General features: G+C 54.2%; 22 protein-coding genes and 3 pseudogenes. 7 read left to right on the forward strand and 18 right to left on the reverse strand.

The window, feature by feature from the left end; genetic code table 11:
• Window positions 1-11: 11 nt before the first annotated feature.
• From yiaY to AFK63_RS17840, 4 genes are all read right to left on the reverse strand, one after another.
• Window positions 12-1,163, reverse strand: a complete 1,152-nt coding sequence (gene yiaY, locus AFK63_RS17825; RefSeq protein ID WP_038866085.1) for an L-threonine dehydrogenase — start codon at window positions 1,161-1,163, stop codon at window positions 12-14.
• Between the two features lie 219 nt (window positions 1,164-1,382).
• The gene (gene selB / locus AFK63_RS17830; protein ID WP_038866088.1) at window positions 1,383-3,230 is read right to left on the reverse strand and encodes a selenocysteine-specific translation elongation factor; all 1,848 of its coding nucleotides are present in this window, start codon (window positions 3,228-3,230) and stop codon (window positions 1,383-1,385) included.
• On the reverse strand, window positions 3,227-4,609 hold the full coding sequence (selA, locus tag AFK63_RS17835; protein WP_038866090.1) for an L-seryl-tRNA(Sec) selenium transferase: 1,383 nt from the start codon (window positions 4,607-4,609) through the stop codon (window positions 3,227-3,229). Before selA ends, selB begins: the two co-directional genes overlap by 4 nt.
• 119 nt (window positions 4,610-4,728) lie before the next feature.
• Window positions 4,729-5,337 carry a glutathione S-transferase gene (locus AFK63_RS17840; protein WP_038866093.1) on the reverse strand — a complete coding sequence of 203 codons (609 nt, stop codon included), beginning with the start codon at window positions 5,335-5,337 and terminating at the stop codon, window positions 4,729-4,731.
• 533 nt (window positions 5,338-5,870) lie between these two features.
• On the opposite strand from AFK63_RS17840, the gene AFK63_RS17845 reads away from it, so the two are divergent.
• The 5 genes from AFK63_RS17845 (at window position 5,871) to fpr (ending at window position 11,671) form a co-directional block, all read left to right on the forward strand.
• Window positions 5,871-7,787: a PTS mannitol transporter subunit IICBA gene (locus tag AFK63_RS17845; RefSeq protein WP_038866095.1), complete on the forward strand. Its 1,917-nt coding sequence runs from the start codon at window positions 5,871-5,873 to the stop codon at window positions 7,785-7,787.
• Between the two features lie 186 nt (window positions 7,788-7,973).
• A complete protein-coding gene (gene mtlD, locus AFK63_RS17850) occupies window positions 7,974-9,122 on the forward strand; it encodes a mannitol-1-phosphate 5-dehydrogenase (protein ID WP_038866097.1) in 1,149 nt (382 codons plus the stop codon).
• A 48-nt stretch (window positions 9,123-9,170) separates the two neighbouring features.
• The gene (gene mtlR / locus AFK63_RS17855; protein WP_038866099.1) at window positions 9,171-9,710 is read left to right on the forward strand and encodes a mannitol operon repressor MtlR; all 540 of its coding nucleotides are present in this window, start codon (window positions 9,171-9,173) and stop codon (window positions 9,708-9,710) included.
• A 110-nt stretch (window positions 9,711-9,820) separates the two neighbouring features.
• Window positions 9,821-10,831: a class II fructose-bisphosphatase gene (gene glpX / locus AFK63_RS17860; RefSeq protein WP_038866101.1), complete on the forward strand. Its 1,011-nt coding sequence runs from the start codon at window positions 9,821-9,823 to the stop codon at window positions 10,829-10,831.
• Between the two features lie 93 nt (window positions 10,832-10,924).
• The gene (gene fpr / locus AFK63_RS17865) at window positions 10,925-11,671 is read left to right on the forward strand and encodes a ferredoxin--NADP(+) reductase (RefSeq protein WP_038866103.1); all 747 of its coding nucleotides are present in this window, start codon (window positions 10,925-10,927) and stop codon (window positions 11,669-11,671) included.
• Here the strand turns inward: fpr and AFK63_RS17870 are convergent, their stop codons facing one another.
• A complete protein-coding gene (locus AFK63_RS17870; protein WP_038866105.1) occupies window positions 11,672-12,091 on the reverse strand; it encodes a DUF805 domain-containing protein in 420 nt (139 codons plus the stop codon).
• 114 nt (window positions 12,092-12,205) lie between these two features.
• On the opposite strand from AFK63_RS17870, the gene AFK63_RS17875 reads away from it, so the two are divergent.
• Window positions 12,206-12,805 (forward strand): YiiQ family protein, encoded by a 600-nt coding sequence (locus AFK63_RS17875; RefSeq protein ID WP_038866108.1) that lies wholly within the window; start codon window positions 12,206-12,208, stop codon window positions 12,803-12,805.
• Window positions 12,806-12,911: 106 nt separating this feature from the next.
• A complete protein-coding gene (tpiA, locus tag AFK63_RS17880; protein WP_038866110.1) occupies window positions 12,912-13,679 on the forward strand; it encodes a triose-phosphate isomerase in 768 nt (255 codons plus the stop codon).
• A 60-nt stretch (window positions 13,680-13,739) separates the two neighbouring features.
• Here tpiA and AFK63_RS17885 read toward each other — a convergent pair whose 3' ends face one another.
• The 13 genes and pseudogenes from AFK63_RS17885 to AFK63_RS17935 all read right to left on the reverse strand — a co-directional run.
• A complete protein-coding gene (locus AFK63_RS17885) occupies window positions 13,740-14,147 on the reverse strand; it encodes a DcrB-related protein (RefSeq protein WP_038866112.1) in 408 nt (135 codons plus the stop codon).
• A 590-nt stretch (window positions 14,148-14,737) separates the two neighbouring features.
• A complete protein-coding gene (locus AFK63_RS17890) occupies window positions 14,738-15,178 on the reverse strand; it encodes an SMI1/KNR4 family protein (RefSeq protein ID WP_038866115.1) in 441 nt (146 codons plus the stop codon).
• Window positions 15,179-15,362: 184 nt separating this feature from the next.
• The gene (locus AFK63_RS17895; protein WP_038866117.1) at window positions 15,363-15,779 is read right to left on the reverse strand and encodes a hypothetical protein; all 417 of its coding nucleotides are present in this window, start codon (window positions 15,777-15,779) and stop codon (window positions 15,363-15,365) included.
• 140 nt (window positions 15,780-15,919) lie between these two features.
• Window positions 15,920-16,279, reverse strand: a complete 360-nt coding sequence (locus AFK63_RS17900; RefSeq protein ID WP_038866137.1) for a hypothetical protein — start codon at window positions 16,277-16,279, stop codon at window positions 15,920-15,922.
• Window positions 16,280-16,368: 89 nt separating this feature from the next.
• Complete coding sequence (locus AFK63_RS17905) at window positions 16,369-17,319, reverse strand: hypothetical protein (RefSeq protein WP_038866140.1); 951 nt, start codon at window positions 17,317-17,319, stop codon at window positions 16,369-16,371.
• A gap of 239 nt (window positions 17,320-17,558) precedes the next feature.
• Window positions 17,559-18,011: a hypothetical protein gene (locus tag AFK63_RS17910; protein ID WP_038866142.1), complete on the reverse strand. Its 453-nt coding sequence runs from the start codon at window positions 18,009-18,011 to the stop codon at window positions 17,559-17,561.
• Between the two features lie 343 nt (window positions 18,012-18,354).
• Window positions 18,355-18,723, reverse strand: a pseudogene (locus AFK63_RS21860) (RHS repeat-associated core domain-containing protein); the annotation flags it as partial.
• A 256-nt stretch (window positions 18,724-18,979) separates the two neighbouring features.
• Window positions 18,980-19,927 carry a hypothetical protein gene (locus AFK63_RS21865; RefSeq protein ID WP_456062136.1) on the reverse strand — a complete coding sequence of 316 codons (948 nt, stop codon included), beginning with the start codon at window positions 19,925-19,927 and terminating at the stop codon, window positions 18,980-18,982.
• A 203-nt stretch (window positions 19,928-20,130) separates the two neighbouring features.
• On the reverse strand, window positions 20,131-20,484 hold the full coding sequence (locus tag AFK63_RS17920; RefSeq protein ID WP_038866151.1) for a hypothetical protein: 354 nt from the start codon (window positions 20,482-20,484) through the stop codon (window positions 20,131-20,133).
• 18 nt (window positions 20,485-20,502) lie between these two features.
• A pseudogene (locus tag AFK63_RS20820) lies at window positions 20,503-21,196 on the reverse strand (RHS repeat-associated core domain-containing protein); the annotation flags it as partial.
• 238 nt (window positions 21,197-21,434) lie between these two features.
• Complete coding sequence (locus AFK63_RS17930) at window positions 21,435-21,971, reverse strand: hypothetical protein (protein WP_038866153.1); 537 nt, start codon at window positions 21,969-21,971, stop codon at window positions 21,435-21,437.
• 11 nt (window positions 21,972-21,982) lie between these two features.
• Entirely contained in the window at window positions 21,983-22,402 is a 420-nt protein-coding gene (locus tag AFK63_RS21685; RefSeq protein WP_282830769.1) for a hypothetical protein, read from the reverse strand.
• A pseudogene (locus AFK63_RS17935) lies at window positions 22,376-23,764 on the reverse strand (RHS repeat-associated core domain-containing protein); the annotation flags it as partial. The gene AFK63_RS21685 and the pseudogene AFK63_RS17935, both read right to left, overlap by 27 nt.
• Window positions 23,765-23,766: the final 2 nt, after the last annotated feature.

Genomic DNA, 23,766 nt, shown 5'->3' on the forward strand with positions numbered 1-23,766 from the left:
GGGCATGAGCATTACATCGCCGCGCGGTAAATCGCCATGATCTCCGCGTGGCTCGCCTGAACCGGATTGGTTAACCCGCAGGCGTCTTTGAGCGCGTTATGCGCCAGCTGCGCGATATCCTCCTCGCGCACTTTCAGCTCCCGCAAGCCGGCGGGAATATTTACCTGACGGGCCAGCTGACAAATGGCGGCGACGCAGGCGTTGGCCCCTTCGGCGTCGCTCAGGCGGCGCACGTCGATGCCCATCGCCGCCGCGCAGTCGCGCAACCGGTGGGCCGCCACGCGGCTGTTAAAACGCTGCACATGCGGCAACAGCACCGCGTTGCACACCCCATGCGGCAGATCGTAAAAGCCGCCCAGCTGATGCGCCATCGCATGCACATACCCCAGCGACGCGTTGTTAAACGCCATACCGGCCATAAACTGCGCCCAGGCCATCGCTTCGCGCGCCTCGACATTATCGCCCTCTTCCACCGCCTGCGGCAGCGATTGGGCAATCATGGTGATGGCTTTCAGCGCGCAGGCGTCGGTAATCGGCGTGGCGGCAGTAGAGACATAGGCTTCAATCGCGTGGGTCAGCGCATCCATGCCCGTCGCGGCGGTGAGCGATTTCGGCATGCCCATCATCAGCGCTGGATCGTTGACTGACATTACCGGCGTCACGTGCTTATCGACAATCGCCATTTTCACGTGCCGCTCCGGATCGGTGATGATGCAAAAGCGCGTCATCTCAGACGCCGTACCCGCCGTGGTATTGATGGCAATCATCGGCAGTTGCGGTTTGCGGGAGCGGTCGACGCCTTCGTAATCGCGGATATCGCCGCCGTTAGTGGCCACCAGCGCGATGCCTTTCGCGCAGTCGTGCGGCGAGCCGCCGCCAAGTGAAATAACGCAGTCGCAGCGGTGGGCGCGTAGCAGAGTTAAACCGGCTTCAACGTTCTCGGTGGTCGGATTCGGGTGCGTGCCGTCGAAAATCACGCTGTGAATGCCTTTCTGCGCCAGCATCTCTTTCAACTGGCCCGCCATACCAAGCGCCGACAACATACCGTCCGTCACTACCAGCGCATTGCGATAGCCATATTCGCTGGCGGCTTTTAAAGCCTCGTCGAGACTGTTCATGCCAATCATATTAACTGAGGGAATATAAAACACAGACGCCGTCATACTCATTATCCTTAATGAATGAAATGAGTCTGAGAAAATACACCGCATAGCCATGTGAAAAAAGCGAGACGCCGTGAATAAACGGCAATTAGCAGATAAAAAGCACCATAAAATAAAACAGTTACCGAAACCAGTAATGATTATTCAGGCGATAATTAAAAGAAGAGGAATATATATTTATCCAATATATATTCCCCAAAATTCGCGATATTTCCCGTGTTATAACGTGGAATTAAACAGCGCGCTGTCGCGCAGGAGATGTTCATTACCGCGACGACGCGTAAAGCCGATGCGGTCGAAATATTCCAGAATCTGAATTGCCAGTTTACGGCCCACGTTCAGGCTGTCGCGAAAATCGGCGGCGACGGTCGCGCCTTTTTCGCGATCGAGCGTGCGGATCAGATCGGCGAACGCCACGATGCGATCGTGACGGTAGTAGCGATCTTTCACGATCGCGGTGATAAAGCCCTGCTGGGCGGCGAGCCGCAATAGCTGGCGCATCGCCTGCTCCTCTTCACCCGCTTCGCGCGCCAGGTCGCGCACCCACCAGGGTTCATCGCCAAACAGGCCGTGGATTTTCGCCCACAGCGCCTGTTGCGCCTCGCTAAAGCCCGCCTTATGGCCCGGCAGATGGAGCCAGCCTTCACGGCTTGCTATCTGCCCGTCGCGGCGCATTCTCTCTGTCAGCGCCAGTACCAGCGGCTCCGGCTCGGAAGGGAGCGCCATACGCCGCAAGCGTTCGCGGCCAGGGCCGGGCTCTTCGCCGTGGGTGTCATGGTAGCGGGCGAGCGTCGCAAGCAGCTTCTCCTGCCAGCGTGAGGCCAGTTCGCCGCTCAGCAGATAGCCGCTCGCCTGGAGATAATCCGCGCCGCCTGCCAGCGTATCGAGCGCAGGGGCGGACAGCTGGCGCGCCCAGCCGAATGTCGCAAGCGCCACCGCGCCGCGCGCGGCGTGAAGCCGCAACGCGTCGGCGTCGCTCTGCGCGCCCGCAAGCTGCCCCAGGAACGCGAGAAATTCTGGCTGGCGTTTGCCGCGGCGCGGCGTTTCCAGCGTGACAACCCGCGCGCCCGCCAGCGTCTGCCGCGCGCTGATATCGCGCAGCACCAGCCGATCGTTGTCGGCAAGGTACAGCGGCATGTCGAGCACCAGCTCCGCCAGATCATCTGCCAGCAGCGAGACGCGCCCGGTGACGTGGCTCGCGGCATGGTGAATATGCAGCGGCTGCCACTGCTGGAGCGGCGCGTGACGGTCGAGCGTGACAATGGCTCGCTCCACGGTCTGCGGCGGCGCGTCAGTCAGCAGCCAGTCCCCACGCCGTATATCGGCTTTTTGCGCGTCGCCGCTGATGTTGAGCGCGATGCGCTGCCCGGCAAACGCGCGCTCCGTCGGCTGATTCTGCGCATGCAGGCCGCGTACGCGCATCGGCGTATTCGCGCCGGTCAGATACAGCGTATCGCCGACATTCACTTCGCCGGAAAGCGCGGTGCCAGTCACCACCAGCCCCGCCCCTTTAACGGTAAACGCGCGATCGACCGCCAGGCGAAAACGCTGTCCGCCAGGGTGCGCGCGCTCCGGTAACTGGCGCAGATGGTCGCGCAGCGCGTCCACGCCTGCGCCTGCGGTCGCCGCCGTCACAAACAGGCAGGCGTCGTGCCAGCCAGACGCCCGCAGCGTCGCTTGTACCTCTTCCCGCACCTGCCCCACGCGGGCCTCATCCACCCGGTCGGCTTTGGTCAGCGCCACGGTGAGCGTCGGCTGGCCGGTCAGTTGCAGAATAGCGAGATGCTCGCAGGTCTGCGCCATCACGCCATCGTCGCACGCCACAACCAGCAGCGCGTGATCGATGCCGCCGACGCCCGCCAGCATATTGCCGAGAAACTTTTCATGGCCCGGCACATCGATAAAACCGATAACGCGCCCGTCCGGTTGCGGCCAGTAGGCGTAGCCGAGATCGATAGTCATGCCGCGTTTTTTCTCTTCCGGCAGACGGTCGGCGTTGATGCCGGTCAGCGCTTCAAGCAGCGTCGTTTTGCCGTGGTCCACGTGACCGGCGGTGGCGATAATCATTGCAACAACATCTCCATCACTCCTGCTTCATCTTCAAGACAGCGTAAATCGAGCCATAAGCGCCCCTCGCCCACCCGGCCGATTACCGGCACGGGCAGTCGACGCCAGCGGGCCGCCAGCGCCTCAAGACGACTGCCGCGCCCGTCGCGCGGGGTGAACGTCAGCGCGGCGCTGGGTAGCCGGTCTACCGGCAGCGAGCCGCTGCCTATCTGCGACAGGCAGGGCATCACCTCAACCAGAAATTCGTCGCCATAGCGGGCGTCGAGCGCCGGTCGCAGGCGCTGCGCCTGCGCGCTGATGTCATCCGCCTGACGCGTCAGTAGCCGCAGCGTCGGCAGGCGTTGCGCGAGTTTTTCCGGGTGCAGATAAAGACGCAGCGTGGCGTCGAGCGCCGCCAGCGTCATTTTATCGGCGCGCAGAGCGCGCTTAAGCGGGTGCTTTTGCAGCGCGGCGATCAGCGCTTTCCTGCCGACGATAATCCCCGCCTGCGGCCCGCCCGGCAGTTTATCACCGGAAAAACTCACCAGACTCGCCCCGGCGGCGAGCGCCTCCTGAGGCATCGGCTCTTTCGGCAGGCCATACAGGCTGAGATCCACCAGCGAACCGCTGCCGAGATCGACAATCACCGGAACCGTCGACGCCTGCGCCAGCTCGCCCGCCTCCACCGCTTTGGTAAAGCCTTCAATCTGATAATTGCTGGTGTGGACTTTCATCAGCAGCGCGGTCTGCTCGTTGACGGCCTCAAGATAATCTTTCAGGTGCGTGCGGTTGGTGGTGCCCACTTCCACCAGCTGGCAGCCTGCCTGGCGCATCACATCCGGAATGCGAAACGCGCCGCCGATTTCCACCAGCTCGCCGCGCGAGACGATAACCTCTTTGCCCGCGCCCAGCGCCGCCAGCATCAGCAACACCGCCGCCGCGTTGTTATTCACGATGCAGGCGTCTTCCGCGCCGGTCAGCTCGCAGAGCAGATCCGCCAGCGCGCGGTCGCGGTGACCGCGCTCGCCGCCATCAGCGTCATACTCCAGCGTCACGGGCGAGCGCATGGCGCGGGCGACCGCCTCCACCGCCTCTTCCGCCTGTAACGCGCGGCCAAGATTGGTGTGAAGCACCGTCCCGGTGAGGTTAAAGACCGGGCGCAGCGCGCTCTGCGCGGCGCGTCGCAGCCGGGCTGCGGCCTCCGTGGGCCAGCCGTCGCACCACGCCGGCAGCGCCTGATGCTCGCGAATAACCGTGCGCGCCTCGTCCTGCATCGCGCGAAGGGTGTTGACCACGCGCGTATGGCCGTAGGTATCCAGCAGCGGCTGGAATGCGGGGTCGCGCAGCAGGCGGTCGGTAGCGGGAAGCTGGCTGTAAAGCAGACGGGAATCGGTCGTCATGGCGTGCATAAACCTGGATAAAACGTGGCGATAATTTAGCAGGAATCGTGCGGCAGTTCAGTCCCCGCTTGCAGCAAGCGCAACAAAGGGCGGTTTCGCCGCCCTTTGTACGCGGCGGCTCAGGCGGTCGGCGGTTCGGTGCGCGCGAAGCTTTCGCGGGCAAACAGCGCCTCCACCAGCTTCACCAGATGCGGGCGCTGCGCACACCAGCCCGGCGCCACGCGGCGGAAGTTAAGATAACCGATGGCGCAGCCGACAGCGATGGTGGCGAGCGTCAGTTCATCAGCCTTCAGCGTACCGTCGGCGACATAGCCTTCCAGCGCATCCAGGCTGCGGTTGATTTTCTCGCGCTGGCGCAACAGCTCGTTTTCCGACTGCTGCGCCGCCGGACGCGCCTGTTCGCGCACCGATACCAGCGCCGCGTCCATCACGCCATCCGCCAGCGCCTCCAGCTGACGCACTTTCAGCGCCGCGAGCGGCGCCTGAGGCAGCAGCGCCGGTGGGGCATCCAGCAGCTCGATATACTGCGCGATGATCGGCGAATCAAACCAGGTCTCGCCCTCGTCAGTCACCAGCGCCGGCACTTTCCCGAGCGGGTTGTACTGCGCCATGCCGTTTTCTTCGGCATACGGCTGCTCATTGATGAATTCAAACGTGATGCCTTTTTCGAGCAGCATCACGGAGATTTTGCGCACAAACGGGCTGGTGTAACTACCGACAAGTTTCATGACCGGGTCCTTTTACGTTAACGCCAACGGAAGGGTAAGTATGGGTCAGGATACGCGAAAAAGGCGGGCAGCGGCGCGGTAAAACGCACAGGCGGAACGGCTGTACAAGCGAGGTTTTGTTGTCATCTGGCTGCTGTAACTTTCTTACAGGCTATGCTTTGTGTCATGGATAAAAAATGAACGGCCTTTGTTCGGATTTTTCCTGGGAAATATTTTGTGATTTACATCACAAATGAATAACAAAACCCCCGCAACAAAATGTGATTTTATTCACATTTATCGGGTGGTTGCGGCGATATTTTGCGCATTGTCTTTTTTTTACACGCCGATTTTGTGATTTGAATCACGCAACCATACCCCGATAACCCCAGCTTCACGTGATCGAGATCACACTAAAAGCACCTGTCTGGACACCATCGCAATTCAGTGCCAGATTTCGCGTCATCAGAGCATGGGTCCGGCTACCTCTGCCGCCACGTTAACAATAAACCTCGGGCCGCAAGCCTGCGCGTAAACATAAGAAGGGGTGTTCTATGTCATCCGATATCAAGATCAAAGTGCAAAGCTTTGGTCGTTTTCTCAGCAATATGGTAATGCCTAACATCGGCGCGTTTATCGCCTGGGGTATTATCACCGCGTTATTTATTCCTACAGGATGGTGGCCCAACGAGACGCTGGCGAAGCTGGTTGGCCCGATGATCACTTATCTGCTGCCGCTGCTGATTGGTTATACCGGCGGTAAGCTGATCGGCGGTGAGCGCGGCGGCGTGGTGGGCGCAATTACCACTATGGGCGTTATCGTCGGCGCGGACATCCCGATGTTCCTGGGCGCGATGATCGCAGGCCCGCTGGGCGGCTTCTGCATTAAGAAGTTCGACGCCTCGGTCGACGGCAAAATCAAATCCGGCTTTGAAATGCTGGTGAACAACTTCTCCGCGGGCATCATCGGTATGATCCTCGCGATTCTGGCGTTCCTCGGCATTGGCCCGGCGGTAGAAGTGCTTTCCAAAGTGCTGGCCGCTGGCGTGAACTTCATGGTGGTTCACGACATGCTGCCGCTGGCGTCGATTTTCGTTGAACCGGCGAAAATCCTGTTCCTGAACAACGCCATCAACCACGGCATTTTCTCGCCGCTGGGTATTCAGCAGTCGCATGAGCTTGGCAAATCTATCTTCTTCCTGATTGAAGCCAACCCGGGCCCGGGCATGGGCATCCTGCTGGCGTACATGTTCTTTGGTCGCGGCAGCGCGAAACAGTCTGCGGGCGGCGCGGCTATCATCCATTTCCTGGGCGGTATCCACGAGATTTACTTCCCGTATGTGCTGATGAACCCGCGTCTGATTATCGCCGTTATCCTGGGCGGTATGACCGGCGTGTTCTGCCTGACCATCCTGAACGGCGGCCTGGTTTCTCCGGCCTCTCCGGGTTCTATCCTCGCGGTGCTGGCGATGACGCCAAAAGGCGCGTATTTCGCAAACCTGGTGGCGATTTTCGCCGCGATGGCGGTCTCCTTCGTGGTGGCGGCTATCCTGCTGAAAACCAGCAAAGTGAAAGAAGAAGACGATATCGATGCGGCTACTCGTCGTATGCAGGATATGAAAGCGCAGTCTAAAGGCGCTGGCGCACCGGCTGCTGATCTGAGCAACGACCTGAGCCACGTGCGTAAAATCATCGTCGCCTGCGACGCCGGTATGGGTTCAAGCGCGATGGGCGCGGGCGTGCTGCGTAAGAAAGTGCAGGATGCGGGCTTAAGCCAGATTTCTGTCACCAACAGCGCCATCAACAGCCTGCCGGGCGATGTGGATCTGGTGATCACCCACCGCGACCTCACCGAGCGCGCGATGCGTCAGGCGCCGCATGCGCAGCATATTTCGCTGACCAACTTCCTGGACAGCGGCCTGTATGCGGGCCTGACCGAGCGTCTGGTCGCCGCGCAGCGCCACACCCAGAACGAAGAGAAAGTGCGCACCAGCCTGCAGGACAGCTTCGATACGAGCGACAGCCACCTGTTTAAGCTCGGTGCGGAAAACATCTTCCTCGGCCGTCAGGCGAGCAATAAAGAAGACGCGATTCGCTTTGCCGGTGAGCAACTGGTAAAAGGCGGCTACGTGCAGCCGGAGTATGTGGAGGCGATGCTGGAACGTGAAAAACTCACCCCGACGTATCTCGGCGAGTCCATCGCAGTTCCGCACGGGACCGTTGAAGCGAAAGACCGTGTACTGAAAACCGGCGTCGTGTTCTGTCAGTATCCACAGGGTGTGCGTTTCGGCGAAGAAGAAGACGATATCGCCCGTCTGGTTATCGGTATCGCCGCGCGCAACAACGAACACATTCAGGTCATCACCAGCCTGACCAACGCGCTGGATGATGAAAGCGTGATTGAGCGACTGGCGCACACCGAAAGTGTGGACGAAGTGCTGGCGCTGCTGTCGGGTAAAAACGTGGCGTAACGCCGGAAGAGAGGGCACAGTCCCTCTCTTCGCTATTGAGACGTTATTGAGATGTTTGTGCTCCACCAGGGCAACCTTACCTCTCCCGCACAGGGAGAGGGCAAGGGAAAGGGAGGTCGCACGCAGCACCCTTTCCCCCGCCCTCTCGGGTGATACAGTTTCCGCTTTAAGTAAGAAGGTATTCCCATGAAAGCATTACATTTTGGCGCAGGTAATATTGGTCGTGGCTTTATTGGCAAACTGCTCGCGGACGCGGGCATCGGCCTGACGTTCGCCGACGTTAACCAGACGGTGCTGGATGCGCTGAACGCGCGCCACAGCTACCAGGTGCGCGTGGTGGGCGAACAGGAGCAGATTGATACCGTCTCCGGCGTCGATGCGGTCAACAGCACCAGCGACGACGTGGTAACGCTCATCGCGCAGGTCGACCTCGTGACCACCGCTGTTGGTCCGGTCGTGCTGGAGCGTATCGCTCCGGCGATTGCCAAAGGGCTGGCGCTGCGTAAATCCCAGGGCAACGCGCGCTCGCTTAATATTATCGCCTGCGAAAACATGGTGCGCGGCACCAGCCAGCTGAAAACGCACGTTTTTAACGCGCTGGCGCAAGACGACAAAGCGTGGGTGGAAAGCCACATCGGCTTCGTGGATTCCGCTGTTGACCGTATCGTGCCGCCGTCGGAATCCGCCGCGAACGATCCGCTTGAAGTGACCGTTGAAACGTTCAGCGAATGGATTGTCGATAAAACCCAGTTTAAGGGCGAGCTGCCGGCCATCGCCGGTATGGAACTCACCGACAACCTGATGGCTTTTGTTGAGCGCAAGCTCTTCACCCTGAACACCGGGCATGCTATAACCGCCTACCTCGGAAAACTGGCCGGTCATCAGACCATTCGCGACGCCATTCTGGATGAGAAAATTCGTCTGGTGGTACGTGGCGCGATGGAAGAGAGCGGCGCGGTACTTATTAAACGCTACGGCTTTGACGACGCGAAGCATGCCGCTTACATCGAGAAAATCCTTGGCCGCTTTGAAAACCCGTACCTGAAAGATGACGTGGAGCGTGTGGGCCGTCAGCCGCTGCGCAAACTGAGCGCGGGCGATCGCCTGATTAAGCCGCTGCTGGGCACCCTGGAATATGGCCTGCCGCATCAGAATCTGGTGCTGGGCATCGCCGCTGCCATGCACTTCCGCAGCGCAGACGATCCGCAGGCGCAGGAGCTCGCGCAGCTTATCGCCGATAAAGGCCCGCAGGCCGCGCTGGCGCAGGTGTCTGGTCTGGACGCGAACAGCGACGTCGTCGCCGAGGCGGTAAACGCGTATAACGCAAAAGCGTAATAACTAACGGGCGCGGCTGAGTCTGCGCCCGCTGATGACTTGTCAGATATGCAGGCAATGATGGAAGAAACCCAGGCCTTTGAAAACCGTGTGCTTGAGCGTCTGAATGCTGGCAAAACCGTAAGAAGCCTGTTGATCGCCGCCGTTGAACTCCTCACCGAGGCGGTCAACATTCTGGTATTGCAGGTGTTTCGCAAAGACGACTATGCGGTCAAATATGCCGTTGAGCCGCTGCTCGACGGCAGCGGCCCGCTGGGCGATCTCTCCGTGCGCCTGAAGCTGATTTATGGGCTTGGCGTAATCAGCCGCGCCGAGTATGAAGATTGCGAACTGCTGATGGCGCTGCGTGAAGAGCTGAATCACGACGGCAACGACTACGCCTTTACCGATGATGAAATCCTCGGCCCGTTTGGCGAGCTGCATTGCGTCGTCGCGCTGCCTCCTGCGCCGCCCGCGCTGGAAAGCAGCGATCCGCAATTGCTCCAGATGCAAAAACAGCGTTACCAGCAGGTGGTGCGCTCCACCATGGTACTTTCCCTGACCGAGCTACTGTCGAGGATCAGCTTAAAAAAAGCCTTCCAGAAGTAGCCGCGAGGGCCGCGTAGCGCTTCTGACTTCCCCACCGGCCAGCCCGTCCGTAACAGCCGCTATCCGCTCTGTGCTACACTCCGACGCAGTTAATCTTGCGGAAAAGAGTCATGAAACGAGAACTTGCCATCGAATTTTCACGCGTCACCGAAGCGGCGGCGCTGGCCGGGTACAAGTGGCTGGGACGCGGCGATAAAAACCTTGCTGACGGCGCTGCCGTCAACGCCATGCGCATTATGCTCAATAAAGTCGATATCGACGGGCAGATTGTGATTGGCGAAGGGGAAATCGATGAAGCGCCGATGCTCTACATCGGCGAGAAGGTCGGCACCGGCACCGGCGACGCCGTAGATATTGCCGTAGATCCTATCGAAGGTACGCGCATGACGGCGATGGGCCAGGCCAACGCGCTGGCGGTGCTGGCCGTGGGCGATAAAGGCAGCTTCCTGAACGCGCCCGATATGTATATGGAAAAGCTCATCGTCGGCCCCGGCGCGAAAGGCGTTATCGATCTTAATCTGCCGCTTGAGCAGAACCTCGCAAACATCGCCGTCGCGCTCAATAAACCCCTTCACGAGCTCACCGTCACTATTCTCGCTAAACCGCGTCACGATAGCGTCATCGCGCAGATGCAGCAGCTTGGCGTGCGCGTCTTCGCCATTCCTGACGGCGACGTGGCGGCATCTATCCTGACCTGTATGCCGGACAGCGAAGTGGACGTGCTGTATGGCATCGGCGGCGCCCCGGAGGGCGTGGTCTCCGCCGCCGTGATCCGCGCGCTGGATGGCGACATGCAGGGCCGTCTGCTGGCGCGCCACGTGGTAAAGGGCGACACGCCGGAAAACCGTCGCATCGGCGAGCAGGAACTGGCGCGCTGCCAGGCGATGGGCATCGGGGCGGGCAACGTGCTGAAACTTGACGACATGGCGCGCAACGATAACGTGATTTTCTCAGCGACCGGCATCACCAAAGGCGACCTGCTGGACGGCATTACCCGCAAGGGCAACATCGCCACCACCGAAACGCTGCTGATTCGCGGCAAATCGCGCACCATTCGTCGCATTCAGTCCATTCACTATCTCGATCGCAAAGATCCGGAGATCCAGACGCACATCCTCTGAAAGTTTGTCTGAATGAGCTTTCCGGCCCGCCCGGGCTGGAAATGGCGCGCTTCTCTGGCGAAGATAAAGCAACAGTTAACACAGGAGCGAAACATGGCGGATTGGGTTACAGGTAAAGTGGTTCGGGTTCAGCACTGGACCGATTCTCTCTTCAGTCTCATTGTTCACGCCCCTGTCGCGCCGTTCACCGCCGGACAATTCACCAAGCTTGGCCTTGAGATAGACGGCGAGCGCGTGCAGCGCGCCTATTCTTACGTCAACGCGCCGGGCAACCCGGATCTGGAGTTTTATCTGGTGACGGTGCCGGAGGGCAAACTCAGCCCGCGACTGCACGCGATGCAGCCCGGCGATGAAATAATGGTGGTGAGCGACGCGGCGGGCTTTTTCGTGCTGGAAGAAATCCCCGAGTGCGAGACGTTATGGATGCTGGCGACCGGCACCGCTATCGGCCCCTACCTGTCGATTCTCCAGGAAGGCAGCGATCTTGAGCGTTTCAAAAACATCGTGCTGGTCCACGCGGTGCGCTACGCCCGGGATTTAAGCTATCTGCCGCTGATGCTGGAGCTGCAACAGCGCTACGAAGGTAAGCTGCGGATACAGACCGTCGTGAGTCGTGAAACGGTCTCCGGCTCGCTTACGGGCCGCGTGCCGGCGCTGATTGAAAGCGGCGCGCTGGAAGCGGCGGTCGGGTTGCCGATGGACACCGCGACCAGCCACGTGATGCTGTGCGGGAACCCGCAGATGGTGCGCGACACTCAGCAACTGCTGAAAGATACCCGCCAGATGGCGAAGCATTTGCGCCGTCGTCCGGGCCATATGACGGCGGAGCACTACTGGTAATCAGCGGTACTTCACCTCGCGGGTCTCTTTCCCGTATTTATTTTCGCCCTGGGTGCCGAGAAACGCGCCCAGGTCCAGCACCATCATCACCATAATGAGCGTCGGGATAAAGCGTCCCACGGCCCACTGCCAGATGCCGCCGAGCACCGCCCAGTTCCCGGCGAGCAGCATCCACGCGAGGATCATCAGGAGCGCCCAGGCGCCCGATTTACCGCGATCGTGGAGGCGTTTTACCACCACCGCCGCCGTTGGCCACAACATGCAGACCAGCATAAATGCTGCCATTTGCGTGTTCAGCAAATCGTTACCGGTCAGGGTGAAAAGAATAATCATCAACGCCACCCAGAGCGCCATCCAGGCCCAGAAATCACGGCGGCCAATACGGCCTTTAAATGAGAACAACCACTGCTGAAGGGTCATAACCTAAACCTTACTGTGTGCGTGGCGCACAGTTTACCCTGGTGCGGACGGGTTTTGACAAGCCAGCCCGATATCGTTTTAATCCCTGTGATACGCAACCGGGAAAGGTGAATCATGAAGCCGCTGTTTTATCTTCTTTTTCTGACGCTGCCGCTGGTAGCGCGCTTCGCCGATGCCGAAACCGACCCGGAGACCCTGACGCCGACCGCGCCCTATCTCCTGCCCGGCTCGCCCACGTTTGACCTTTCCATCTCGCAGTTTCGCGAGCACTTTAACGCCGATAACCCTACGCTGCCGCTGAATGAATTCCGTGCCATCGACGTGAAAGGCGATAAGGTTAACCTGATGCGCGCGGCCAGTAAGATCAACGAAAACCTCTACGCCTCGACGGCGCTGGAGCGCGGCACGCTGAAAATCAAAAGCATACAAATGACCTGGCTGCCCATTCAGGGGCCGGAGCAAAAGGCCGCGAAGGCGAAAGCGCTGGAGTATATGGCGGCACTGCTCAGGAGCTTTACGCCCAAAATGGGCAAAGCGCAGAGCCAGCAGCGGCTGACGCGGCTGCTTACCGAAGGCAAAGGTAAACGCTACTTCAGCCAGGCGGAAGGCGCGATACGCTATGTGGTAGCGGACAGCGGCGAAAAAGGGCTGACCTTCGCTGTTGAACCGATTAAGCTGGCGCTATCGCAAACGCTGGAAGGGAGCAATAAATGACAAAAAGCAAAGCCTTTCCAGAGACGAATCTCTATACTGTTTCACAGACCGCGCTGCCCACGGGGCAGCAATATTCCTTAATTCGCTTAGCGCGTGGAGAATGAAAATGCGACATCCTTTAGTGATGGGTAACTGGAAACTGAACGGCAGCCGCCACATGGTGAACGAGCTGGTAGCTAACCTGCGTAAAGAACTGGCTGGCGTGAGCGGCTGCGGCGTTGCTATCGCCCCGCCGGCGATGTATCTGGATCTGGCTAAGCAGGCCGCCGCAGGCAGCCACATCATTCTTGGCGCCCAGAACGTCGACGTTAACCTCTCCGGCGCGTTCACTGGTGAAACTTCCGCTGAAATGCTCAAAGATATCGGCGCGAAATACATCATTATCGGCCACTCTGAGCGTCGTACCTACCACGCGGAATCTGACGAGCTGATCGCGAAGAAATTCGCCGTGCTGAAAGAGCAGGGTCTGATCCCGGTACTGTGCATCGGTGAAACTGAAGCGGAAAACGAAGCGGGTAAAACTGAAGAAGTGTGCGCGCGCCAGATTGACGCCGTCCTGAAAACTCAGGGCGCCGCTGCTTTTGAAGGCGCAGTGATTGCTTACGAACCGGTTTGGGCTATCGGTACCGGCAAATCCGCGACCCCGGCGCAGGCCCAGGCGGTTCACAAATTCATTCGTGACCACATTGCCAAAGCCGATGCGAAAATCGCCGAGCAGGTTATCATTCAGTACGGCGGTTCCGTTAACGCGTCCAACGCGGCAGAGCTGTTCACCCAGCCGGACATCGACGGTGCGCTGGTTGGCGGCGCTTCTCTGAAGGCGGACGCTTTCGCGGTTATCGTGAAAGCCGCTGAAGAAGCGAAAAAAGCCTAAGCCATAACGCCGCTCCTTCGGGGCGGCGTTTTCACTCTGCCCTTCCCGCTTCCCTCTGTTTTACCGCTCTGCCGTCTGCACGCGCGACGCCTGCTGACGATGAAACTTAATGCTTTGCAGGATTTCCTGATACTGCTGGTGATGCGACTCAAGGAATTCGCCAACGCAGGTGCCGCTATAACACACCATTTTTTTGCCCTCTGGCGGATCGTTTAACAGGATCACCGTCTGGCGCTGATACACCGTCGCATTGTCCTCCAGATACTGCCAGAACATATCGACGGCCGGCTCGCCGTCAATGAGCGTCATCTCCGTGGAGATCAGGCGGAACTCAGGCAGGGACGTTTCCATTTCTCTGACGATGCGGGCGGCGACGGCATGAACCTTATCATCCGCATTGGCAGAGGCTCGGGAAACCACAAAGGTTAATTCACTAACGTTACTGTCACTAACGGGGAATAAATTCATAACTTATCTTTATCTATTTCGTGCGTAACACACTTTGCTACCTGTAAAAAAGAGAACACGACACCGCACGGGTGACCGCCATAATAAAAATCGCACATTTCTAATGGGTGTATTTGAGTTAAGACAGAACTCATTTCCGGCAGAGGATAACGCGTTTCGTCAGGCAATTAAAAGACCTGACGGCAATTTCCTGCCTTATGTGAAATTTGTTGTTTATAGACAGTAAGTTACTGAATTTTTTTATGTATGAGGACAGGACAAATTCAGCCTGTCATTTCGTTTTACTGTGCATACGATCAGGATAAATAAGCGATACGGTGAAAGATAAGCATTAATTGATAAATTATAAGATGCCGTTAACAGAATGTTCGCTTTCAAAATATGAGTAATAACAGAAAACCCCTGCTATGAGTGTTAAAAAAACCAGGTGAATAGCCTTATTAAGGCGATAACTTAACGCGTTGGCGCACTCGCGAAGGGTTAAACTCTTTTTTGGGGCACGCAAAAGTATAAGCCTCTTCGCGTAGTACTCGCCGCAAACAGCTATGTCGGCATTCGCCCGGGGCGCATCGCCACCCCGTTAACCCCGTTCAGCGCCGGTATAGCGCGCTTATAAATTCATCAAAAGAATCTGCAACTTCAAAGAGATCATCCCCATCTTGCGCATAGATATATATGCAGCCGTAATCGCTTTCTTTTAGTGACAGGAAAACGGTGTTACCGCCGTTATCGTAAGCGAACGGAACAAACTCCTTTTCATGCCAGGGGCCATAATCACTGTCAGAAGGAGAAATAGTTCCGATATCCGTAATGAGTTCCTCAATGGTGAGCTCGCCATATTTTACGGGATTAAAACCACCGATCGGTATTCCCCACCGGCCCGCCTCAACATCCTCCTCGCCTAAATAACCGCCGTTAATCCGTAAGTAATGGTCTTTGAAGGAATCTGGTAATGGCCCGGTAAAGCTCTTTGCAAATTCGATAAATTCGTTTTCATCAATGTGCTTTTCAGCATCGACTAACTCAACCATATAGTGTTGCTCCTGAGGAGGGTCATATTTAAAAAAACCTGCTTTTAAAAGGTTTTTATCCAGAAAGTTTTTAAATACTTCTTTTCATTACTTTTCCTAAAATGGAAATACTGTGACTACTCTATTCATCTATGATTATACTTCAGCGGAACTCATAGAGTTTTGTATAGGATCATATCCAGTTTTACATATCGTTCAAAATATCATCTAGCCATGAGGAGGAATTTTGAGAAGACACGACATTATCCAGGAATTTCATAACACTTGCCTTATCATCGGGTTTATTATATTCAAGATCAGGTATAGCAAAAATATAACTAATTTCCCCCACTCCTAACGAGTAAAGTTTATCTGCAACAGGCGCTGTAATAAACTGAAAACCATCATCAATGGCTGGATTATCAGTACTCACCTCACCCAACTCCCCATGCTCTTTTCCATACCATATTGAAACAGCATGATCGTAATCTATAAATCGATTTTTTAAGCCAAAATCTTTTTCAAATTTGGATAATCCATCCCCTTTGTTAAAATAGTCTTGAATCAAGTTATAATCTGAGCAAGTCGAATACCATACAGCATATCTTTCAGTAAGTTCCATAAGCTCACCTTTAGAATGGAAGGTCAATTGGGCCAGATATTCATCTTTGATAAGAGCACTTCTTTAAAGCACTACTTTATGACTTCATATTCTTTGTCATTTAAAAATGTAGGGTAACCTTTCTCGGTCACCCTCAGATGCTAAATATATTCTTTTGCCCACTGAGAAAGTATTTTTTTATAATTTTCATGGTCAGGTATTGTGAAGGGCGTGTTCTCAATACCTTTTTTAAGATAACCAAAAAGTTTAGTTCTCAGCAGCGCCTCATCATGTACAGGCTCCATACCCATAAAATAAGTATAAGCGCCATCCTTGCTATCTTCCCTAATATACCCATCTTTCTCTGTGTCTGTTACTATAACGGTTATCATTTCACCTATGGGATGTTGCGGCTCATATAAAGATAACTGTGTCATCAAAATTTTAAGTTCTGGATAAAGCTTATTATAAGCTTTAGATAGCTTCCTATCGTCAACAGCAATTGTTAGTGATACTTTCATAATTACCTAATCATGAATTTTATTTATTCTTTGACAACAACAGCTAAACTTAATAATCATATAGGGCATTTTCATGCCCTCTGGACACATTACAACCGATTTAATATCTCCTTTTTTAAAAGTATATTCTCTTTAGTAATAATCTCCTCACCATAAGAAATAAATGGCAGGAATTTATCGACCAATTCATGACTAATAAAATCAATATTTTTGCCGCTAAGATGTCTTCCCTTAATAAGAGCCAACATCTCACTAGGCATAAACTGCCATTCGATAGAATCGAATACATAGAAATCTTCATCGTCGCTACGGCAATTATTTAAATGAAAATCACCTAAACTTTGAAATAAATCCTTAACCATTACCTCATCATCACTTAAATAATTTTCATATGCTTTGCAATATAATGCCGTAAAGTTTTCCTTGATTTCAGTACGTAGAGGTGTATCTTCACCATCTACTAGCAGATTAAATTCATTAAAAGTTTCGAACTCATTCTGTGCACAGTCAGACATACATATATATAAAGGCAACAATGTATGCGCACCATAACACCTTTTATGCGCTATATAGTCCTCTTGGTCAGCAAGTTGTATTTGCTTTTCCAAAAAAGACTTAAAATACTGGGCAATAATAACCTGATCTTGCTTACTAAGAAAACATGAAGAAAAAAGGCCCAGAGATGCCAAATTTGTATCTAATCGCGCAGGTAACTCTGTCCCTTTACGGCTAGCTGCAAGTAATGCTAAAAACTCTACGTAGTAACTGTTAATAAGCTCATGGAAATTCTCTTTGGTACTTTCATTAAAGAAATCCCTTGCAAATAAAGCCATTTCACTTGACTTTGTATCTAAAACATCACCGATATCTTGTTGTACTTTCCTGTACCCGACTTTTGGATTTACATAATATTCGAACGAAAAGTCATTCTCGCCTTTAAGGAAAAGCTGTACATTTTTATTGGCACTTCCGTATATTCCTTTCTCATCCGTCTCAATAACGTGTGCACGATTTTGAATTTCTTTAATAAATTTTAGCATGTCAGTCGATCATTCGAAAATTAACCTGCATTCATTAAATGACTATATAAAAAAACGATACTTGTTTTTTTCAGGATTATCAACAACCTCTGCATTATCGAACAGATAACTCGTGTAGCGATCAGGCTGAAAATTTAATGAATCTTCAGCTAGTAGGGCTGCATCATATTAAAAAAGGTGTTTACATTTCAAAAAAAAATTAAACTGCGCAAGTTAAACACCAATATATTTTTAGGTAACTATTTTTTTAAAATCACCAAAGTATCTGCAGAGTCATAACAAAGAATCTCATTATAATCAGCAATAATTTTGCCTTCTTTAACTGCGCAACCAAACATATAATTCCATCCCGGAACTCCCCAGTAAGCAGAATCAATATTCGCTAATGCAAACTCTCTTTCGCATACAACGCACGGCTGATCCTCAGAGTACCAAAATGCAATATATTCGCTATGATTTATCTTACATTGACCAAGCCATTGACAAATTTTCTCAAAACAAAGTTCACTTTCATCATTTAACAGATCACTTATAGAAGCGGTCACGTTTTCAATTTTATTAAAATCCACGTGCCCCGCCAGCCATGGTAGTTCATTAAGTATTTGCGATAATTTTTTGGAGAAAGTGATATCACTGATAATTGCTCCATTATTCACCCACTCTTTTAGTAAATCTAAATTTATAAACCTCATAAATCAATCCTTATGGAAAATGTTCAAGCAATGAATAGTAATCATCAAGTGTCCCGTTCTCAATTTTATTAGCACCAAATAACCAGTCTTTGCGCTTCGGCCCACCTCGTTGGTCCCACCAATTCACATGGTAGCCTTTTTTGTCATCATAATCTAAGCGCCATCCTTGCTTACCATCAGGTGACATACGTCCTGAAACTCTACCTTTTGAAGGTCCAATCTCTTGAATAAAGTCAACCGCATCATCTCCGATCCCTGACATTTTCCTTGCGTGGTCACGAGCTTCATTCAAAGTATTAAAGGTTTTTTCATGCTCAATGCCTTTTGCTAGACCACAACCTTGATTCAACCCCAACGGATCCACCCACGTCAGCGGATCACCCACATAGCTGTAGGTATTCATCCCGCCCGCTAACCCAATCGGGTCCATCTGGGTGTAACGCCCCGCGACCGGGTCGTAGTAGCGGAACAGGTTGTAGTGCAGGCCGCTCTCGCGGTCGAGGTACTGGCCCTGGAAGCGCAGGTTCTGCGGCACCTGCCACTGCGGTACGCTGAGCTCGCGCTCCGTTTTGCCCCACGTACTGAACTGCCCGCGCCAGACGGTCTGGCCGTCGGCGTCCGTTACCCGCTCCGGCAGGCCGTTGAGTTCGGTGTGGTACCAGTAAATCTCGCAGTCGTCGAAGACGCTGTCGATGCGCGCCAGCGGCTCGTAGCTTCCCTCGGTGTAAACGTACTGAACGTAGTGGTCCGGCTCGCGGTCGCTCTGTTCGCCCGCCAGTTGCAGTCCCTGCCAGTCGAAGCGGATGGTTTCCGGGTCTTTCTCAGCGTAACGCCACAGAATCTTATGCGTCCTGCGCCCCAGCGGGTCGTAGCGGTATTCCACCCTGCGGAACTCGCTGTTCCCCTCAAAGCGGATTTCTTTTACCCGCTGCTCATCGTCATAGGCAAAATGCTGCACCACGCCGTTTTTATCCTGACGGCGCGTGAGCCGCCCGACCCCGTCGTAGTCCAGCTTCAGCCCGTCGAGCCGCAGCAGCAGGTTGTGCCACACCGGGTTGCGGTGCTCTTCCGTGCGGTTGCCTGCTGCGTCCCAGAAGAAGCGCTCTTCCCTCTGCGGCTCGACGGCTTTCGTCACCTTCCCCGCCGCGTCGTAGCCCCACAGGTACTGGCTGTATTTTTCGCCCGGCGTCGCGGGCGTCCAGCACCGTGCGCTGCGTGATACGCCCGGCGGTGTCGTAGTGCGTTTCCTGCGAGAGCACGCCCTGGCTGCGGGAGATTTCCCGGTGCAGGCGGTCGCGGCCATAGGCCGCCAGCGTGTGCGTCGCCCCGCCGTGGCGCAGCTGCATCTCCAGCAGGTGCCCGGTGCCGTAGCGCAGCGCCGCCAGCTCGCGGCCGTCCGGGAACCGCGTGCTGCTGAGGTTGCCCAGCGCGTCGTACCCGTACTCAAATTTCCCGCCGTGGTTCTCCTCGCTCACCAGCTCGCCCGCCGCGTTGCGGGTGAAGATGAGCACGGCGTCCCAGTGCGGTTCGCGCTCTTCCAGCAGCGCATTGCGCCACTCGGCGCGGGTGGCGCGGCGGATTTCCAGCGACAGCGTGTCGTGACGGTACTCGGTGCGGTGGTCGGCGGTTTCCCGCGCGGTCAGGCGGCCCAGCACGTCATACTCAAACGCGGTGACCAGCGGCGCCTCTCCGCTGCCCGGCAGCGGATGGCGAATCACCTCCGTCACCTGGCCCAGCGCGTCGTGACGGTACTCCGTCAGCCGGCCCGCGTAGTCGCGCTGGCCCGTCAGCCGTCCCGTGGCGTCATACTCAAACCGCCAGCTCTCGCGGTTCGGGTTAATCAGCGTCGTCAGGCGACCGAAACGGTCGTAGCGCAGGCGCGTGAGGTGGCCCGCCGGGTCGGCGGCGCTAACCACCTGACCACATATCTTTAGGTTGATGCTCTAATGTACAACAGAGATGGCGGTTCTGACTTCTAGCCCAAAAAAGTACCTTAAATTACTTTCGATATTAAAAAATAAACCCATGAAATCAAACTTAATAGCCAACCACGTTATAGCTTGCCAGGTTTATTAATACAGAGCCGAGATTAAAACAATCTCGGCTTTTAACAAATAGTTTAGGCACTTAAAGAATATATGTCCTTAGCCTCTTCATTCATTTCCAAACTACCCAACGCCCCCAGGTCCACGCTAAATATTACATCGCTTTCCTTACCACTTTCGACATAGATAAAGTAACCTAAATCTCCATCCTGCCCAATCAAAAAATAAAAAGGCTCAACGCTTTGGATATCATAGGTTTCATTCCTTTCCACAAGGTCTATATAGCTATACAAATATATAGTCCCATCATCCTTGCTATTTATTTCATAGGTATCACTATCTTTTATTTCATTTGCCAAGAATTGCTTGTATAACGGAGGAAACTTGATTTTTCTATCAGTTTCAATGTTTTCAATATGTTTATTCATACAATTCCTTAAGAATCATTAAATGTCAAAGTAAGGGTTGTTTTTATTTGCTTCTCTTAATGTATCGAAATATGAATACGCATCTTTAAACGCCTTTTTCGCCTGACCAACAGGAACTCCGGCTTTAATCATCTCTTCGAAGCCTTTATTAAATTCGTCTCGTAAAGTTGTATTCCATCCGCCAGGTTTAGCTCTTCTTGAGCGCTGCGCTGCACTAATAGCGGCATGAGGCGCACCTGAAGATGACTGCAATAATACAGCAGGGGCATCATTACGTTTATAGCCCTCAATCCACTTTTGCGCCCATGCATCCTGAATAGGATGATGGCTTTGAATAAAGCCATCTGCACGATTATTACCATGGCCCGGAGCACGGTGACCGTTAGGAGATAAGTTACCATGAAGGTCAACATCACCGCGTTTATATCCAGGAGGAGCTTTACAAATGTATAAGCCCCATGGATCAACGCTCGTCAGCGGATCACCCACGTAGGAATACGTATTCAGCCCGCCCGCTAACCCAATCGGGTCCATCTGGGTGTAACGCCCCGCGACCGGGTCGTAGTAGCGGAACAGGTTGTAGTGCAGCCTACACTACTCGCCACATCCCTGTGGCTCGCCCCTCCGGGGTACGCTACGCGTATTCAAATTTGTTCCCGACAAATTTGTCGCGGTCGAGATATTGTCCCTGGAAGCGTAAGTTCTGCGGCACGCTGAGTTCGCGCTCCGTTTTGCCCTAGGTGCTAAAATACCCACGCCAGACGGTGTGGCCGTCGGCGTCTTGGCCTAGACAAATTTCTTGTCACCAACTTTATTAAAAAATATGCCGAAAGATTAATTTTCTTAAGAAGAGTGAAAACGAAACAATATAAAAAAACACAACAACCCTTTGAAAATGTTTTTATATCAAAAATCTATAACTGCCATACTTTATGATGGCAGTTGTAATTTTACAGACTCTGCCAAAAATCTAGATTTACGGCACCAACTGCAGATGCAACCTCTGAAGCAGTACCTTCTTTCAAAAAGAGTGTGCCGACCCCTCTTACAAATAATTCAAAATTTATTGAAACCTCATTTTCCTGATATTGATAGGATTCCCCAGTAATACCATAAACCTTATTATCGTTATTATTTAATAAAATGCTGTAGGGGTCAGAAATCGCAATTAAAATAACGCCTTCAGGCCTTTTGTTACCAACCCACCAATGATTAAAACCATTGTCTTCATTTAGTTCAATCAAGGTGTTGATATAATTATCACCGGAACCAAAAGCAACATTCCCGAGAGAAAAGTTATCAAGATCGTAGGTGTTTAAAAATGACAGAAAGTCATTGCATATTTTAATATTAAGCTTTGTCTCAAGTATTGTAATGTTAGCAAGAGCACTACTTCTTTTTTTCAGAATTAAATCATCCATTTCACCTTGAAACGGATCGAACTTCTCATGTAATTTTTTTTCAATCTCAGGAATTGTTAATAACATTTCATCTCCTACTATTTAGTATGCCACACACCACCACTACCGACATGCGTCTTGCCAGGTACAGGTATAGCATAGGGACCAAAATCCACATGATGATGAATCAGTGTATCACCCTTATAGTTGACATGCTCGGGGAATACTTTTATCCAAGTATCGTCGATTTTCGGCGAAAGCCCTAACTCCTGAATCCTGTACAGATTGTTTTTACTTAAAGAATCAGGTTGTAACTCGCTCCACTGTTGCCAGAATTCTTTGTTATTTCTTATGCCACCTTTTGATGTGGGGGTTCCGCTATTAAAAGTTGTAGTGTCAATAGAATATGCCGGATCAGGCCTTTCTGGAAAACGCGGATCAACACGAGTTTGGTAAGGATTGTCACCTCTAGCTATACCGCTATCAGGTTTGCACGCATTCAACCCCAACGGATCCACCCACACCAGCGGATCACCCACGTAGGAATACGTATTAATCCCGCCCGCTAACCCTATCGGGTCCATCTGCGTATAACGCCCGGCGACCGGGTCGTAGTAGCGGAACAGGTTGTAGTGGAGCCCGCTTTCGCGGTCGAGGTACTGGCCCTGGAAGCGCAGGTTCTGCGGTACCTGCCACTGCGGTACGCTGAGTTCGCGCTCCGTTTTGCCCCAGGTGCTGAACTGCCCGCGCCAGACGGTCTGGCCGTCAGCGTCGGTCACCCGCTCCGGCAGGCCGTTGAGTTCGGTGTGGTACCAGTAAATTTCGCAGTCGTCGAAGACGCTGTCGACCCGCGCCAGCGGCTCATAGCTGCCTTCGGTACAGACGTACTGGACGTAGTGGTCCGGCTCGCGGTCGCTCTGTTCACCCGCCAGTTGCAGTCCCTGCCAGTCGAAGCGGATGGTTTCCGGTTCTTTCTCACCGTAGCGCCACAGAATCTTGTGCGTGCGTCGCCCCAGCGGGTCGTAGCGGTATTCCACCCTGCGGAACTCGCTGTTCCCCTCAAAGCGGATTTCTTTTACCCGCTGCTCATCGTCATACGTGAAATGCTGCACCACGCCGTTTTTATCCTGACGGCGCGTGAGCCGCCCGAACCCGTCATAATCGAGCTTCAGCCCGTCGAGACGCAGCAGCAGGTTGTGCCATACCGGGTTGCGTTGCTCCTCGGTGCGGTTGCCCGCCGGGTCCCAGAAGAAGCGTTCTTCTTTCTGCGGCTCGACGGCCTTTGTCACCTGCCCCGCGGCGTCGTAGCCCCACAGGTACTGGCTGTATTTTTCACCGGGAGTTGTCGGTGTCGCGTCGGTGTGTATCTGCTGGACTATCTGGTCGGTACGGTCCCAGCGGTAGCGGCGCTCGAACACCAGCTCCCGGCGGGCGTCCAGCACCGTGCGCTGCGTGATGCGCCCCGCGGTGTCGTAGTGCGTTTCCTGTGAGAGCACGCCCTGGCTGCGGGAGATTTCACGGTGCAGGCGGTCGCGGCCATACGCCGCCAGCGTGTGCGTCGCCCCGCCGTGGCGCAGCTGCATCTCCAGCAGGTGCCCGGTGCCGTAGCGAAGGCTTGCCAGCTCGCGTCCGTCCGGGAACCGCGTGCTGCTGAGGTTGCCGAGCGCGTCGTACTCATACTCAAACTTCCCGCCGTGGTTCTCCTCGCTCACCAGCTCGCCCGCGGCGTTGCGGGTGAAAATGAGCACGGCATCCCACTCGGGTTCGCGCTCTTCCAGCAGCGCGCTGCGCCATTCGGCGCGGGTGGCCCTGCGGATTTCCAGCGACAGCGTGTCGTGACGGTACTCGGTGCGGTGGTCGGCGGTTTCCCGCGCGGTGAGAT

The sequence above is a fragment of the Cronobacter muytjensii ATCC 51329 genome (assembly GCF_001277195.1).
Classification (GTDB): domain Bacteria; phylum Pseudomonadota; class Gammaproteobacteria; order Enterobacterales; family Enterobacteriaceae; genus Cronobacter; species Cronobacter muytjensii.

What these genes read in the sequence shown, in the direction of transcription:
- AFK63_RS17895 (WP_038866117.1), bottom strand. Translation starts at nt 15,779, where the DNA reads ATGGAACTTACTGAAAGATATGCTGTATGGTATTCGACTTGCTCAGAT.
- fpr (WP_038866103.1), top strand. Translation starts at nt 10,925, where the DNA reads ATGGCGGATTGGGTTACAGGTAAAGTGGTTCGGGTTCAGCACTGGACC.
- selB (WP_038866088.1), bottom strand. Translation starts at nt 3,230, where the DNA reads ATGATTATCGCCACCGCCGGTCACGTGGACCACGGCAAAACGACGCTG.
- yiaY (WP_038866085.1), bottom strand. Translation starts at nt 1,163, where the DNA reads ATGACGGCGTCTGTGTTTTATATTCCCTCAGTTAATATGATTGGCATG.
- AFK63_RS17845 (WP_038866095.1), top strand. Translation starts at nt 5,871, where the DNA reads ATGTCATCCGATATCAAGATCAAAGTGCAAAGCTTTGGTCGTTTTCTC.
- AFK63_RS17900 (WP_038866137.1), bottom strand. Translation starts at nt 16,279, where the DNA reads ATGAAAGTATCACTAACAATTGCTGTTGACGATAGGAAGCTATCTAAA.
- AFK63_RS17905 (WP_038866140.1), bottom strand. Translation starts at nt 17,319, where the DNA reads ATGCTAAAATTTATTAAAGAAATTCAAAATCGTGCACACGTTATTGAG.
- AFK63_RS17885 (WP_038866112.1), bottom strand. Translation starts at nt 14,147, where the DNA reads ATGAATTTATTCCCCGTTAGTGACAGTAACGTTAGTGAATTAACCTTT.
- mtlD (WP_038866097.1), top strand. Translation starts at nt 7,974, where the DNA reads ATGAAAGCATTACATTTTGGCGCAGGTAATATTGGTCGTGGCTTTATT.
- AFK63_RS17910 (WP_038866142.1), bottom strand. Translation starts at nt 18,011, where the DNA reads ATGAGGTTTATAAATTTAGATTTACTAAAAGAGTGGGTGAATAATGGA.
- glpX (WP_038866101.1), top strand. Translation starts at nt 9,821, where the DNA reads ATGAAACGAGAACTTGCCATCGAATTTTCACGCGTCACCGAAGCGGCG.
- tpiA (WP_038866110.1), top strand. Translation starts at nt 12,912, where the DNA reads ATGCGACATCCTTTAGTGATGGGTAACTGGAAACTGAACGGCAGCCGC.
- AFK63_RS17875 (WP_038866108.1), top strand. Translation starts at nt 12,206, where the DNA reads ATGAAGCCGCTGTTTTATCTTCTTTTTCTGACGCTGCCGCTGGTAGCG.
- mtlR (WP_038866099.1), top strand. Translation starts at nt 9,171, where the DNA reads ATGCAGGCAATGATGGAAGAAACCCAGGCCTTTGAAAACCGTGTGCTT.
- AFK63_RS17930 (WP_038866153.1), bottom strand. Translation starts at nt 21,971, where the DNA reads ATGTTATTAACAATTCCTGAGATTGAAAAAAAATTACATGAGAAGTTC.
- AFK63_RS17890 (WP_038866115.1), bottom strand. Translation starts at nt 15,178, where the DNA reads ATGGTTGAGTTAGTCGATGCTGAAAAGCACATTGATGAAAACGAATTT.
- AFK63_RS17920 (WP_038866151.1), bottom strand. Translation starts at nt 20,484, where the DNA reads ATGAATAAACATATTGAAAACATTGAAACTGATAGAAAAATCAAGTTT.
- selA (WP_038866090.1), bottom strand. Translation starts at nt 4,609, where the DNA reads ATGACGACCGATTCCCGTCTGCTTTACAGCCAGCTTCCCGCTACCGAC.
- AFK63_RS17840 (WP_038866093.1), bottom strand. Translation starts at nt 5,337, where the DNA reads ATGAAACTTGTCGGTAGTTACACCAGCCCGTTTGTGCGCAAAATCTCC.
- AFK63_RS17870 (WP_038866105.1), bottom strand. Translation starts at nt 12,091, where the DNA reads ATGACCCTTCAGCAGTGGTTGTTCTCATTTAAAGGCCGTATTGGCCGC.